At 58.6% G+C, this 13,695-nt stretch carries 14 protein-coding genes; 5 read left to right on the top strand and 9 right to left on the bottom strand.

Features of this window, described 5'->3' with window-relative positions; translation table 11 throughout:
• Positions 1-18: 18 nt before the first annotated feature.
• Together AC07RZ_RS13485 and AC07RZ_RS13480 are read right to left on the bottom strand one after the other, a co-directional pair.
• Positions 19-1,221 carry an MFS transporter gene (locus tag AC07RZ_RS13485; protein ID WP_494668273.1) on the bottom strand — a complete coding sequence of 401 codons (1,203 nt, stop codon included), beginning with the start codon at positions 1,219-1,221 and terminating at the stop codon, positions 19-21.
• A 48-nt stretch (positions 1,222-1,269) separates the two neighbouring features.
• The gene (locus AC07RZ_RS13480; protein ID WP_494668272.1) at positions 1,270-1,896 is read right to left on the bottom strand and encodes a TetR/AcrR family transcriptional regulator; all 627 of its coding nucleotides are present in this window, start codon (positions 1,894-1,896) and stop codon (positions 1,270-1,272) included.
• A gap of 179 nt (positions 1,897-2,075) precedes the next feature.
• On the opposite strand from AC07RZ_RS13480, the gene AC07RZ_RS13475 reads away from it, so the two are divergent.
• A complete protein-coding gene (locus tag AC07RZ_RS13475) occupies positions 2,076-3,092 on the top strand; it encodes a hypothetical protein (protein WP_494668271.1) in 1,017 nt (338 codons plus the stop codon).
• Between the two features lie 14 nt (positions 3,093-3,106).
• Here AC07RZ_RS13475 and AC07RZ_RS13470 read toward each other — a convergent pair whose 3' ends face one another.
• Positions 3,107-3,871, bottom strand: a complete 765-nt coding sequence (locus AC07RZ_RS13470) for an MHYT domain-containing protein (protein WP_494668270.1) — start codon at positions 3,869-3,871, stop codon at positions 3,107-3,109.
• Positions 3,872-4,260: 389 nt separating this feature from the next.
• Between AC07RZ_RS13470 and AC07RZ_RS13465 the strand changes: the two genes are divergently transcribed.
• Positions 4,261-6,156, top strand: coding sequence for an ATP-binding cassette domain-containing protein (locus AC07RZ_RS13465; protein ID WP_494668269.1), 1,896 nt, complete (start codon positions 4,261-4,263; stop codon positions 6,154-6,156).
• Positions 6,157-6,238: 82 nt separating this feature from the next.
• On the top strand, positions 6,239-6,808 hold the full coding sequence (locus AC07RZ_RS13460; RefSeq protein ID WP_494668268.1) for a GNAT family N-acetyltransferase: 570 nt from the start codon (positions 6,239-6,241) through the stop codon (positions 6,806-6,808).
• On the opposite strand, the gene AC07RZ_RS13455 is transcribed toward AC07RZ_RS13460, so the two are convergent.
• Together AC07RZ_RS13455 and murJ are read right to left on the bottom strand one after the other, a co-directional pair.
• Complete coding sequence (locus AC07RZ_RS13455; RefSeq protein ID WP_092401253.1) at positions 6,809-7,660, bottom strand: SirB1 family protein; 852 nt, start codon at positions 7,658-7,660, stop codon at positions 6,809-6,811.
• A gap of 200 nt (positions 7,661-7,860) precedes the next feature.
• Positions 7,861-9,411, bottom strand: coding sequence for a murein biosynthesis integral membrane protein MurJ (murJ, locus tag AC07RZ_RS13450; protein WP_494668267.1), 1,551 nt, complete (start codon positions 9,409-9,411; stop codon positions 7,861-7,863).
• A gap of 316 nt (positions 9,412-9,727) precedes the next feature.
• Here murJ and rpsT point away from each other — a divergent pair, with 316 nt between their 5' ends.
• Complete coding sequence (gene rpsT, locus AC07RZ_RS13445; protein WP_092401247.1) at positions 9,728-9,994, top strand: 30S ribosomal protein S20; 267 nt, start codon at positions 9,728-9,730, stop codon at positions 9,992-9,994.
• Positions 9,995-10,153: 159 nt separating this feature from the next.
• Here the strand turns inward: rpsT and AC07RZ_RS13440 are convergent, their stop codons facing one another.
• The 3 genes from AC07RZ_RS13440 to AC07RZ_RS13430 all read right to left on the bottom strand — a co-directional run bounded on the left by AC07RZ_RS13440 (position 10,154) and on the right by AC07RZ_RS13430 (position 11,685).
• Entirely contained in the window at positions 10,154-10,615 is a 462-nt protein-coding gene (locus AC07RZ_RS13440; protein WP_494668266.1) for a DUF192 domain-containing protein, read from the bottom strand.
• Between the two features lie 138 nt (positions 10,616-10,753).
• Positions 10,754-10,981, bottom strand: a complete 228-nt coding sequence (locus tag AC07RZ_RS13435) for a hypothetical protein (RefSeq protein WP_494668265.1) — start codon at positions 10,979-10,981, stop codon at positions 10,754-10,756.
• A 134-nt stretch (positions 10,982-11,115) separates the two neighbouring features.
• A complete protein-coding gene (locus AC07RZ_RS13430; protein WP_144739182.1) occupies positions 11,116-11,685 on the bottom strand; it encodes a pseudouridine synthase in 570 nt (189 codons plus the stop codon).
• Between the two features lie 179 nt (positions 11,686-11,864).
• On the opposite strand from AC07RZ_RS13430, the gene icd reads away from it, so the two are divergent.
• Entirely contained in the window at positions 11,865-13,118 is a 1,254-nt protein-coding gene (gene icd / locus AC07RZ_RS13425; RefSeq protein WP_494668264.1) for an NADP-dependent isocitrate dehydrogenase, read from the top strand.
• A gap of 129 nt (positions 13,119-13,247) precedes the next feature.
• Here icd and cspE read toward each other — a convergent pair whose 3' ends face one another.
• Complete coding sequence (gene cspE / locus AC07RZ_RS13420; protein ID WP_009665919.1) at positions 13,248-13,451, bottom strand: transcription antiterminator/RNA stability regulator CspE; 204 nt, start codon at positions 13,449-13,451, stop codon at positions 13,248-13,250.
• Positions 13,452-13,695 lie beyond the last annotated feature (244 nt).

The raw sequence follows: 13,695 nt of genomic DNA, 5'->3' as shown, positions 1-13,695 counted from the left end.
GCAAGCCTTTGGAAAAATCTAGCGCGGCTCGGTGAAAAAGTAGAGCAACGCAATGACCGGCAACGCGAATCCCAGCCACGACGCCATGGCCCATCCGCCATGGGCGAATGCCAGGCCGCCCAGCGCCGATCCGAGTGCGCCGCCGGCGAAGAAGGTCGCCATGTAGAGGCCGTTGAGGCGGCTGCGGTATTCGGCACCCAAAACAAAGATGGCGCGTTGTCCCAGCACCAGGTTGGTGGTCGCGCCAAAATCCAGCAGGATGCCGGCGGCTACCAGCAGGCCCAGGGCCAGCGGCGAACCGTGGGCGCCGATGTGCGTGATGAGGAAGGCGCCGGCCACGGCCAGCATCGCGAACGCGGTCGCGGCCTTGGTCCAGCCGCGATCCGCGAAGCGGCCGGCGATGGGCGAGGCGATGGCGCCGGCCACGCCCGCCAAGGCGAACAATGCAATGCCTCCTTGCGATAGCCCGAATTCAGGCCCCGCCAGCAGCAATGGGGTAGTGGTCCAGAACAGGCTGAAGGCGGCGAACATGCAGGCTTGATAGAACGCACGGCGCCGCAGCACCGGTGTGTTGCGCATCAGATGCACCATGGAGGCCAGCAGCTTGCCATAGGAAATGGTCGAAACCGGTTCGCGCTGCGGCAACGCCAGGCGGAGCATGAGCGCCAGCAGCGCCATCGCCGCCGCCGATAGGAAAAACACCGCGTGCCATGAGGCAAACTGGGCGATGAAGCTGGACACCGGACGCGCCAGCATGATGCCCAGCATCAGGCCGCTGACGACGCTGCCGACGGCTCGGCCGCGTTCCGCTTCCGGCGCCAGGTGCGCTGCATACGGCACCAGCACCTGCACCGCAACCGAAGCGAGGCCGATGCACAGCGTGGCGGCGAAGAAGGGCAGCGGATGCGTCGACAATGCAGCTGCCAGCAGCGACAGCATGGCGAGGCCGATCAGGATCAGCACCAGGCGGCGCGTTTCCAGCAAGTCGCCGAGCGGGACGATAAACAGCAGTCCTGCGCCATAACCGATCTGGGTCAGGGTGACGATCAATCCGGTGGCGCCGGGCGACAGGCCCAGCGCTGCGCCGATCGGTCCGGCCAAGGGCTGGGCGTAATAAAGGTTGGCGGCAATCAGCCCGCAGGCGAACGCCAGCAGGAGCATGATCCAGGCCGAGGCTGCCGGTTCGGAGCTGGTCTCGGCGTTAGCGGTAAATGTGGTCATCGGTAATCCTTAAAAAGGGAATAAGCATTTCCTAAATTGATAAAAAAATCAGGCGAGCGTCTTCATTGCAATATCTACCAGCACGGCCATCTCATCCCGGGTGCGACCGGTCTTGCCGACCACGCGCATGCCCTGGATCACGCACAGCATCATGCGGGCGGTCGCCGCGCCATCGATATGCGGCGGGATCGAGCCGTCTTCCTGTCCGCGCCGGATCAGCGTGCCGATGAACATTTCGTTCCTGGTCAGCGCTGCGGTGACCCATTGCGCAACATTCTGGTCAAAAGTGGCCAGTTCCGCCGCGCTGCCGACCACCATGCAACCCTCAAGGCCGCGGGCGCCGTGCGATGCTTCGGCATAAAAAGCCAACGCCAGGCGCACCTGCTCTTTTCCCGTTGCACCCGCGCCGACCACTGCCCGCAGCTGCGTATCGCGTACGGTCTTGTAATGGCCGAGCGCTGCCAGGAAGACACTTTTTTTATCCTTGAACGCCTTGTAGACGCTGCCCGAAGCAAGCTGCATGGCCTGCGTCAGGTCGCACACAGTGGTGCCATGGTAGCCGCGCTCGCTGAATACGCGTACCGCCTTGTCCAGCGCCTGGTCCATGTCGAATTCGCGCGGCCTGCCGCGGCCGCGCGAAAGATTGACGTGGTCTGTAGTGACTGGGTTTGACAAGGAATTTGACATGGCTTGATTATGGAAATATTTGTTTCCTAAGTCAAGGGTTGAAACAATGCCGTTATATAATGGTCACACACATAAGCTTGAGCAAGCCGTAAAACAATGTTGCATTGATAACGGAGGCTGCCATGTCCAAGAAGAACAGAGTAATCCGAAATTTTGCGCTGGCGTCCATGTTTCTTTGCTGGCATCCCATCACCCAGGCAGACGACGCCTTGCCACCGCTGGCGCCGGCCGGCGACAGCTACTACGCCTCGGCCGCGCTCGGCAACGGCATCCTGTACGGCACCAGCCTGGACGGCCAGAAGCCGATGCGCTGGCGCGCGGCGGAAATCCGCTTCGGACCGGCCCTCGACCTGTTCGGACTGGCGGCCGGCGGCCATCTGCCGGCAGGCGCCAGCACCCGGCTGGACTATGTGTATTACAACGAAGGCCATCCCGACAACAATCACCGCGACGGTTACGCCATGCAAATGGTCTACCGCCAGAACTTGCGCCCCAGTTTTGACCTTGAATTGGGGGCGGGCCCGTATTTCAGCATGAACCGGACCACTGTCAACGGCACGGAAAAAGACGATGCGCGCCTGGGCGGCTTGATTTCCGTGGCGTTGCTGGCGCATCTCGACCAGTATTCGCCCGGCCTCAGCCTGCGGCTGGCCTACAACCACGTGCTGACGCCCGGCGCGCCTTCCTCGGATGCTTTCCTGGTCGGCCTCGGCAAGGACTTCGGCGCGGCCCGCGTGGGCGCGCCCGATGATGGCGGCAAGCACGGCTTATGGCTGGCGGCGCTGGGCGGTTTCGCCCAGACCAACCAGTCGGGACCGGGCAAGCGCCTGAGTTATGCGCTGGAAGCAAAGAAATACTACGGCCCATGGGCCGCTTCGGTTTCCGCGATTGAAGAAGGGGATGATGGCGTGCGCGTGAACCGGCACGGGGTTGCCGCACAGGGCTGGTATGTGCAGCCTGTCGCCGAGCATTGGGACATCAGCGCCGGCGTTGGCCCTTACCTGGCCGTCAATAAACGCGACTCGAACGACTGGAAAGTCAACGGCTTGGTCAGTTTGCAGGTCGGGCGCGACCTCGGCCATCAGCTGAGAGGCTTCGCCAGTTTCGGCCGCGTAGTCACGTTCAGGAACAAGAATGACGCCGACCTGATGACGATCGGCGTCATGAAGGGCTTTGACCTCTAGCCCGCCCTGGTTGTTTAGCGCAGCGTCTCGACCAGCTTGTTTTCATCCATGCTGCGCCCCAGGACCACCCAGAAAATGCACAGGGACAGCAGGCCGGCGACGGCATAGACCGACACGTCGAGGTAGTTGCCGCCGATCTTGAGCGGGATCAGCGGCGCGTTGCTGGTGCAGATCATGTTGGCGGCGTACATGCCGACGTAGTGCATGCTGCACACCGCCAGCGCCATCACCAGCGCCGCTGCCACGCGGTGCAGCAGCCGTGTCAGGTTGAACGCCAGCCACAACGCCGCGGAGGCGGCGGCGATGGCGATGGCGATCGAGACCACCACGATGGTCGGGTTGAGCAGCATGGTGGCGCGCAGGTTCATCGCGTACATCCCCATGTAATGCATCACGCACACGCCGACGCCGGCCAGCAGGCTGCCGGCGAGCCAGCCGGATACCTTGAATTTGCCGTGGCTGCCGGCCAGGTAGAGCGCAATGCCGGAAATGACGATGGCGGCCAGCAGCGAAGCCGCGGTCAGCACCACGTCATAGGCAATCGGCACGGTCAGGCGATACGCCTGCATGGCGAGGAAATGCATCGACCAGATACCGATGCCGCCCAGCGAGGCAGCGGCGCAGACGGTCATGCCGAGGTCCAGCGAGCCATCCTTGCGAAACATGGATTTGGCGCATTGCAAGGCCAGCAGCGCGCCCCAGAATGAAATCATGTATGACAGCAGTACCAGAGCAGCGTCATATTTCGGCGCCAATAATTGACCTAGCAATGGATCCATGGCTTTCTCCCTGTCGTATGAATGTGATAGGCAAAAGCGAGGCGCTTCTGCCCTTGTTTTTGCAACATTGTTATTATAAAAACCAGGTCAGATAAATTACGCCATGGCATGTGTCCGTCTCGTGGATGGATATTTCCATGTGGAAATAATATAGGGTTAAAATTCCTATCCGGCAATACGTTTATGGAAATATTTTATTGATGCGGCCGGCTAGCCGAAATCACCGCTGGCGATGGGCATGAAATGGGCCTGGCAAAGGGTGGGCTGCGACAAATGTACGACTAGGCGGCACGAGTATGGGTACAATGTGCGGTTCATTCATCCAATTGACTGCACAAAGCCGTTGTAGCGCTGCTGCAGATCTTTCTTTTTCTGGTTTCATCCAAATTATGGCTGTCATTTCTATCACCAATGCGCAACTCGCATTCGGTCACGTTGCGCTGCTGGACCGCGCGGAATTTTCCCTGGAATCGGGAGAGCGGGTCGGCTTGATCGGCCGCAACGGCACCGGCAAGTCGTCGCTGCTGAAAACCATCGCCGGCGTGTCCAGGCTGGACGACGGGCTGATGGTGATGCAGCAGGGGATCAAGATCGCCTACGTCGACCAGGAACCGCATTTCGAATCCGAGATGTCGGTGTTCGACGCGGTAGCGTCCGGCATGGGCGAGATGCAGGCGCTGCTGAACGAATACGATGCGCTGACCGGCCAGTTCGGCGGCGATAACGACGACGCCATCATGGAGCGCATGCACGAGATCCAGAGCAAGCTCGATGCGGCCGACGCCTGGAGCCTGACCAACAAGGTCGAGACCACGCTGGACCGTCTCAACCTGGACAAGGACTTGCTGATGGGACAGCTCTCGGGCGGTATGCAGAAGCGCGTCGCGCTGGCTTGCGCCCTGGTCAGCGCGCCTGATGTCCTGCTGCTCGACGAACCGACCAACCACCTGGATTTCAGCTCGATCATGTGGCTCGAGGGTTTGCTGCGCGATTACAAGGGCAGCGTGCTGTTCATTACCCATGACCGCAGTTTCCTGGATAACGTCGCCACCCGCATCATTGAACTGGACCGCGGCCGCATCCTGTCCTTCCCAGGTAATTTCACGGCCTACCAGGTGCGCAAGGCCGAGCAGCTGGAAATCGAAGAAGTAGAGAACGCCAAGTTCGATAAATTCCTGGCGCAGGAAGAAATCTGGATCCGCAAGGGCGTGCAAGCGCGCCGCACCCGCGACGAAGGCCGCGTGCGCCGCCTGGAAGCCCTGCGCCTGGCGCGCAGCGCGCGCCGCGACCAGCAAGGCCAGGTCAAGCTGGACGTGTCTTCGGGCGAACGTTCCGGCAAGATCGTGGCCGAGCTGACCGATGTCAACAAGGCGTTCGGCGCGAAGGTCATCGTGAATAATTTCACCGCCACCATCATGCGCGGCGACAAGGTCGGCCTGATCGGCCAGAACGGCGCCGGCAAGACCACGCTGCTGAAACTGATCCTGGGCGAAGACCAGCCCGACAGCGGCACGGTCAAGCAGGGCACCAAATTGCAGATCGCGTATTTCGACCAGATGCGCGCGCAGCTGAACGAAGACGCGAGCCTGGCCGACACCATCGCGCCGGGCAGCGACTGGGTCGAGATCAACGGCCAGCGCAAGCACGTGATGACTTACCTGAACGATTTCCTGTTCGCCCCGGAACGCGCCCGTTCGCCGGTCAAGTCGCTGTCCGGCGGCGAGCGCAACCGCCTGCTGCTGGCGCGCCTGTTCGCCAAGCCGGCCAACGTGCTGGTGCTGGATGAGCCGACCAACGACCTCGATATCGATACGCTGGAACTGCTGGAAGAATTGCTGGAAGACTATAGCGGCACGGTGTTCCTGGTCAGCCATGACCGCACCTTCCTCGACAACGTGGTGACCCAGGTGATCGCCGCCGAGGGCGACGGCATGTGGCGCGAATATGTGGGCGGCTACACCGACTGGGAGCGTGTGCGTCCGAGCCAGTCGGCGGTGATTGCCAAGGCCAAGAGCGAAGCCAAGGTGGAAGCCAAGGCAGAACCGGCCGTCAAGCAGAAAAAACTCAGCTACAAGGAACAGCAAGAGCTGAAAGAATTGCCGCTGCTGATCGCCAAGCTGGAAGCGGAACAGAAAGCCATTTCCAGCCAGCTGGCCGATCCCGACCTGTACAAGCAGAAACCGGACGAGGTGAAACGCCTCAACGACCGCTTCGCAGAAATCGACGGCCTGCTGCTGGAGAGCCTGGAGAAGTGGGAAGTGATCGAGGCGCGCAGCAAGGGATAAGCAGGCAGTTTTGTGGCGACAGGGAAGGCCGCGCCTTCATTCGAGATCTACGCAACCTTTCATTGAAGGACATGGTTAAGCAATGAGCGAAGCCCCGGCTTTCCCCGTCATCCAGACCGAACGCCTGCTCCTGCGCGAGATAATCGAGCGCGATGCAGAACAGATACTCGCCATGCACGGCGATCCCGAGCTGATGCGCTGGTTTGGCGTCGATCCCTTGCAGGACCTGGACGCAGCAAAGGGCCTGATCAAACGCTTTGCCAGTTTTCGCCTGGATGAAAATCCGGGGACCCGCTGGGGCATCCAGGCCAAGGGGAATAACCAGTTGCTGGGTTCGTGCGGCTTGTTCCGCTGGGACCGGAACTGGCGCAAATGCATGATCGGCTATGAACTTTCGGCATCGGCCCAGAAACAGGGCTTCATGCGCGAGACGCTGACTGCCGTCATGACCTGGGGTTTCGCCGAGATGGCGCTGAACCGGATCGAGGCCATGGTCCATCCCGAAAACCTAGGTTCGCTCAAGCTGCTGCGCCAGCTCGGTTTTGTCGACGAAGGGCGCATGCGCCAGGTTGGGCATTGGGGCGGCCGGTATCACGACATGCTGATGCTCTCGCTGTTGCGCAGCGAGTGGCCCGCGGCCAACGCCAATTAATCAATTCAAGCGCTTGCAAGCCTCGCGCAGTTCCGCCACTTGCACGCGCAAGGCGGCCGCATCGGCTGCCAGCGGCCGCTGCGCCAGGTAATGTTCCAGGTCGTCCAAGGCTGCTTGCGGGCAATCCAGTTGCGCAAACGCCAGTCCGCGGTCGCGTCGTTCGACGGCGTCGCCAGGCAGCAGGATCAGGATCCGCTGCTGCACTTCCAGCAGCCGCTGCCAATGGTTGCTTTGCTGGTAGATGGCTTTCAGGTTGCGCAGTATGCGCACCAGGATGTCGTGCGGGTGGGCGATTTGCAGGTAGCTGATCAGCGATAGCCGGCTGGCCGCTCTTTCTTCGTCGTTTTCTGTCGGCAGGTAAGGCTCTAGCCGTTCTTCCAGTTCCTCGCGCGACAGGCTGGCGCCGTTGGCCGGATCAATCATGATATCGCCTGAGGGCACAGTCAGCTTCATCAGGAAATGGCCTGGGAAGGACACTCCTTTGACCGGCAAGCCGATCTGCTGCGCCAGCTCCATGTAGACCAGCGCCAGCGATATCGGGATGCCGCGCCGCTTGACGATCACCCGGTGCAGGTAGCTGTTGTCGGTGTCGTAATAATGATTGACGTTGATCGCGAATCCCAGCTCCTGGTAGAAGAACTGGTTCAGCAGGCGCAGTTTCTGGATTGCCGAGGCATCCGCCGGCAGGCGCAGGCGCAAGGTGTTGGCCAGCCGGTCCAGCTCGTTCTGCGGCGCATCGAAATCCAGCTTGGGATAGACATCCTGCGCGATCGCCAGGGCGGCCTCGAACAACGGGACATCGTTGGCTTGTTTCACCAACGAAGTAAAGTACTCTAAGGATGTGATCGTCATGACTCTATTCTAGTGCAGTGTTTCGCAATAATGAAACTTCATAAACGGCGCCTTTTCGCGTCATGCGTCGTTGCAAATCCTCGCGATAGTTGTACTATCGCTCCGGTTTGCGTCTAGCCTGACACAAAAATACACCATTTCTGAAGCTCCCTTATCGCGAAACACTGCACTGGCAAACTATTTTCTACTGTGCGATCCAGTTAACGCGCAATCCGCTTGAAATCGCGGAATCGGAATCCCATCGCCAATAGTGCTCCAAAGTAAGTAGTGCCACAGGCAGCCAACACTACGCACAGGGCGGCAATGCGCGCCAGGGAGCTGGTGTGCGGGCCGGTCCAGTCGAATTGCTGGCCGCACCACAGCGCAACTGCGGCCATCAGGAACAGGGCGCCCAGCAGGCGTATGAAATAGCGGATCCAGCCAGCTTCCGGCTTGTAGATGCCGCGCCGCATCAGGCTCCACAGCAGGAACCCGGCGTTGAGGCAGGCGCCGACGCTGATCGACAGCGCCAGGCCGGCCACTGCGAACACCGGCACGAACAGGTAGTTCATCAATTGTGTGGCGATCAATACACCGACGGCAATCTTGACCGGCGTGCGGATATCTTGCTTGGCATAAAAACCGGGAGCCAGGATCTTCACGACGATCAGGCCGATCAGGCCCACGCCATAGGCAATCAGCACCTGGCTGGTGACGGCCACCGAAGCGGCGTCGAATTTGCCGTGCTGGAACAGGGTTGCCGTCAACGGCACTGACAAGGTTGCCAGGCCGACCGCGGACGGCAGCGCCAGCAGGAAGGTCAGGCGCAGTCCCCAGTCCAGCAGCGATGAATACTCGCCATGGTCTTTGTCTGCATTGGCTTTTGACAGGCTAGGCAGCAGGATGGTGCCGAGCGCCACGCCCAGCAGTGCTGTCGGAAACTCCATCAGGCGATCGCCGTAGGTGAGTAAAGACACGCTGCCATGTCCCAGGCGCGAGGCGATGTTGGTGTTGATCAGCAGGCTGAGCTGGGCGGCCGACACCGCAAACACCGCCGGCCCCATTTTTTTCAGCACCCGTTGCACGCCCAGGTCGCGCAAGCCGGCCATGGGACTGAGCGCAATCCGCGGCAGCATGCCGACCTTGAGCAGCGCCGGCACCTGGATCGCCACTTGCAGCACGCCGCCGACCAGCACCGCAAACGCCATTGCATAGATAGGGTGCTGCATATAAGGCGCAACGAACAGCGAAGCGACGATGAAAGCCAGGTTGAGCAGCACCGAGGTGAAGGCCGGGATCTTGAATTCATGCCAGGTATTCAGGATGCCGCCGGCCAGCGCTACAAAGGACATGAAACCGATGTAAGGGAACATGATCCGGGTCATGAATACCGAGGCGTCGAATATTTCCTTGTTGTCTTTCAGGCCGGTGGCGATGAAATACACCAGCACCGGGGTGGCCAGGATGCCGATGATGCAGGTAAACAGCATGGCCCAGGTCAGCACGGTGGCGACGTGGTCGACCAGTTCTTTGGTCGCGGCTTCGCCTTTCTGGTTCTTGTATTCGCCCAGGATGGGCACGAACGCCTGTGAAAAAGCCCCTTCGGCAAACAGCCGGCGCAACAGGTTGGGAATGCGGAAAGCGATGGCGAAGGCGTCTGTATAACCGTCGGCGCCGAATGCGCGCGCGTACAGGATTTCGCGAATCAGGCCCGTCACACGCGACACCATGGTCATGCCAGAGACGGTGGCAAGCGTTTTATGCAAGTTCATGGAGCGGCATTATAGCTGGAGCAGATCGCCTGCCGCAGCTTTCTCAGGAGGTGGAGAAGCGAGAGTTGGCACCGGGTTTGGCTTGCCTCCGGCAAACACTGACTGTGATAAAGTCCTGGCTGGATCGTTCCCGTGGCGATCATAATATCGGCTTGCCACTCTGGCAACGCTGCTTTCTTGCGACAGAATTGCTTCCAAAGCAAGAGGGGGTTTGCCTGTTTCCCAAAAACTGGTTATAATCCGTGGCTTTACAGAATTCTGCGCCGCGGTCTGGTTTGCCGCGTTAGCATTCCCGACCTCGTTTTAGGAAATATAAATGGCAAATACCGCACAAGCACGTAAGCGTGCTCGTCAAGCAGTTCAGCAAAACCTGCACAACTCCAGCCAGCGTTCGACCCTGCGCACAGCTATCAAAGCTGCCCGCAAGGCAATCACTGGCGGCGACAAGGCTGCAGCAGCGCTGGTCCTGCAAAACTCCGTATCGACTATCGATCGTATCGCGGACAAGAAAATCATCCACAAGAACAAGGCTGCGCGCCATAAGAGCCGTCTGAACGCTGCTCTGAAAGCACTGGCTGCTTAATAGCAAGTAATTGAGCGCTGGCCAGGCTGGCGCTTTTTACTGAGTTGTTGCCGGATCAAGAAAAACCCTGCATGACGCATGTCATGCAGGGTTTTTCTGCTTTGTTTTTTGCCCCGTCTGCGGGCAGCGGCGTCTAGCCGCTGCTTTTCTCCTGCTTGTCTACAGCTGCGGCAAACCCTGGATCACGGTGCCGGGCTTGATGTTCTTTTCCTTGAACCAGCCCTTGTTCATCTCCAGCGCATAAGATGCCGCGCCTTGGGCGCAATGGGAATCCAGTGTCTGCGCCTTCATTTCCTCGACGTTCAGGATCGCGCCTTTGGCGTCGATGAATGCCACCGACAGCGGAATCAGGGTGTTCTTCATCCACATGCAGATGCCCGCAGGAGTCTCGAACACAAACACCATGCCTTCGTTGGCGCCCATTTTCTTGCGGAACATGAGGCCTTGTTCGCGCTGTTCTTCGCTGCGCGCCACTTCGGCCTTGATCACATGGATGCCGATATTCAGGGGAGTGACCGGGAGCTGCTGGATTTCCTGGGCCGCTGCCGGCAGTACGGCTGCGGCGAGGCTTGCGATGAGGGCGGCGGTGGTTGCGAGGTAGGCTGGGCGAATTTTTCTCATGTCGATAATGCTCCTTTAGGATCGGGAGATTATACAGAGAGGCAAATCGGCAGAGGGGCGCCGGCTGCGGATATTAATTGTTTCAGGACGTAAAAAAAGGCAGGACGCGCCTGCCTTTTGTCGAAACTGATGCCGGAATTACTTGGCAGCAGGAGCAGCGTCGGCTGCTGGAGCTTCAGCTTTTGCAGCTTTTGCTTTAGCGGCTTTCTTAGCCTTCTTGACTTTGTGCGTGGTCTTCTTGGCTGCAGGCGCCGATGCTTCAGCGGAAGCGGCAGCAGGTGCTGCAGGAGCAGCTGGGGCTGCGTCGGCAGCGAAAACGGAAGAAGCGAACAGGCCAGCAATCAGAGCAGCGATCAGTTTTTTCATTTTCAAATCCATTCAGTTAGCGAGTTAATCAATCGATGATTCACTTGAATCACTGCAATTAACGACCCTCGGAAACGTATGGTTGACACTCTTTTTTAAAAAGACCAGAAACTTGTATCAATTTGTATCGACTGCTACTTCCTCAAGGTGGTCAGGTCGGCGGGATCGATCGCCAGCGACTCGCCCGGCCACAGCGGATGGCTTTGCAGCGACACCTGCCCGATCGCCACCCGCACCAGGCGCAAGGTCGGCAATCCCACCGCCGCCGTCATGCGCCGCACCTGGCGGTTCTTGCCTTCGGTCAGGGTCAGCGCCAGCCAGCTGGTGGGTTTGTCCTGGCGCTGGCGGATCGGCGGATCGCGCGGCCATAGCCAGTCGGGCGCTTCGATCTGGCGCACCTGGCACGGCTTGCTGCGGAAGTCGCCGAGATCGACGCCATGCCGCAAGCGCTCCAGCAGGGCCTCGGTCGGCAAGCCTTCGACTTGCGCCATGTAAGTCTTGGGCTGCTTCGCCGCTGGATGGCTGATGTTGTGCTGCAGCTGGCCGTCATCGGTAAGCAACAATAATCCTTCACTATCGGCATCGAGCCGTCCGGCCGGGTAGATATCGGGGATCTTGATGTAGTCGGCCAGCGTAGGGCGGCCGGGATGGGCCGAGAACTGGCACATCACTTGAAATGGTTTGTTGAACAGAATCAGGGACATGGCGCTAGTATAGTGCTTCGCCATGGAGGAAGCACGGTGCGGGTGTCGCAAAAACATGGCGTCTAGTAAAATACTAGTGCATAATATGGAATGCTTGTCTTATGTCTTATATAAGACCGACCGTGTTTCAAATCCAACCGCACTGGTAGTTTTTACCTCCTCAACTCCGGAGTACACAGATGTCCCAACATATCAAAGTGCCTGCTGAAGGCAAAAAAATCACCGTCAACGCCGATTTTTCGATCAACGTCCCTGACAATCCGATCATTCCTTACATCGAAGGCGATGGCACCGGCGTCGATATCAGCCCGGTCATGATCAAGGTTGTGGACGCCGCGGTGTCCAAGGCATATGCAGGCAAGCGCAAGATCAGCTGGATGGAAGTGTTCGCCGGCGAAAAGTCGACCAAAGTGTACGGTCCTGACGTCTGGCTGCCGGAAGAGACCCTGGCTGCAATCAAGGATTACGTCGTTTCGATCAAAGGCCCGTTGACCACGCCGGTCGGCGGCGGCATCCGTTCCCTGAACGTGGCCCTGCGCCAAGAGCTGGACCTGTACGTCTGCCTGCGCCCGGTGCGTTATTTCAAGGGCGTGCCTTCGCCGGTGCGTGAGCCGGAAAAGACCGACATGGTGATTTTCCGCGAAAACTCGGAAGACATCTACGCCGGTATCGAATGGCAGGAAGGCAGCGACGGCGCCAAGAAACTGATCGAATTCCTGATCAAGGAAATGGGCGTCAAGAAGATCCGTTTCCCTGGCACCTCCGGCATCGGCGTCAAGCCGGTTTCGCGTGAAGGCACCGAGCGCCTGGTGCGCAAGGCGATCCAGTACGCTATCGACAACGACAAGCCATCCGTGACTATTGTCCACAAGGGCAATATCATGAAGTTCACCGAAGGCGGCTTCCGTGACTGGGCATATGCCCTGGCGCAAAAGGAATTCGGCGCCGAGCTGATCGACGGCGGCCCATGGGCGAAATTCAAGAACCCGAAGACTGGCCGCGAAATCATCGTCAAGGATTCGATCGCTGATGCATTCCTGCAACAAATCCTGCTGCGTCCGAACGAATACAGCGTGATCGCCACCCTGAACCTGAACGGCGACTACATTTCCGACGCCCTGGCGGCACAAGTCGGCGGCATCGGCATTGCGCCGGGCGCCAACCTGTCGGATTCGGTTGCGATGTTTGAAGCAACCCACGGTACTGCGCCTAAGTATGCAGGCAAGGACTACGTCAACCCGGGTTCGCTGATCCTGTCGGCGGAAATGATGCTGCGCCACATGGGCTGGGTCGAAGCTGCTGACCTGATCATCGAATCGATGCAAAAGTCGATTACCTCGAAAAAGGTCACCTACGACTTCGCCCGCCTGATGGAAGGCGCAACCCAGGTTTCCTGCTCCGGTTTCGGTGAAGTGCTGATCGAAAACATGTAATTTTGTCGTTTTTGCAAAAAAGCCAGGACGTGTCCTGGCTTTTTTTTGTGCTGTTGCAGGCCGTACCTATAAAAAAACCTCACCACGGTGAGGTTTTTTACAAACGCGGCTTAATGACGCAAAGCGAAATTAAGGAGCTTGGATGTTAGAAGCTTGCTTGCCTTTAGGGCCTTGCGTGACTTCGAACTGGACTTTTTGACCTTCTTTGAGGGTCTTGAAGCCGTTCATCTGGATTGCGGAAAAGTGTGCAAACAAATCTTCACCGCCGTCATCCGGAGTGATAAAGCCGAAGCCCTTAGAATCGTTGAACCACTTGACTGTACCTGTTGCCATAAAATAGCGTCTTTCAAATAATAACAATCACACGAGCCGTAAAAGCAAGAAGCCTCGCGTAACGCTGCCCCTTCTAGAACTTGCTCACTTCTATTAACAAGCTGAAACATGCTTATCAATGAATGTCATTGTTCGCGTTAAAAATAAAAAAGTCAAGTAATTTCCTTTGTGCAATTAATTTTCTGGTTTCGGCCGTTTTTTTGCTCTTGATTTAATCTCTTCTATCGTCATCTGCATAGCAATC

The sequence above is a fragment of the Collimonas sp. GW821-FHT07E08 genome (assembly GCF_059418905.1).
The sequence above is the reverse complement of the archived record's forward strand: the minus strand, read 5'-3'. Positions and strand labels throughout refer to the sequence as shown.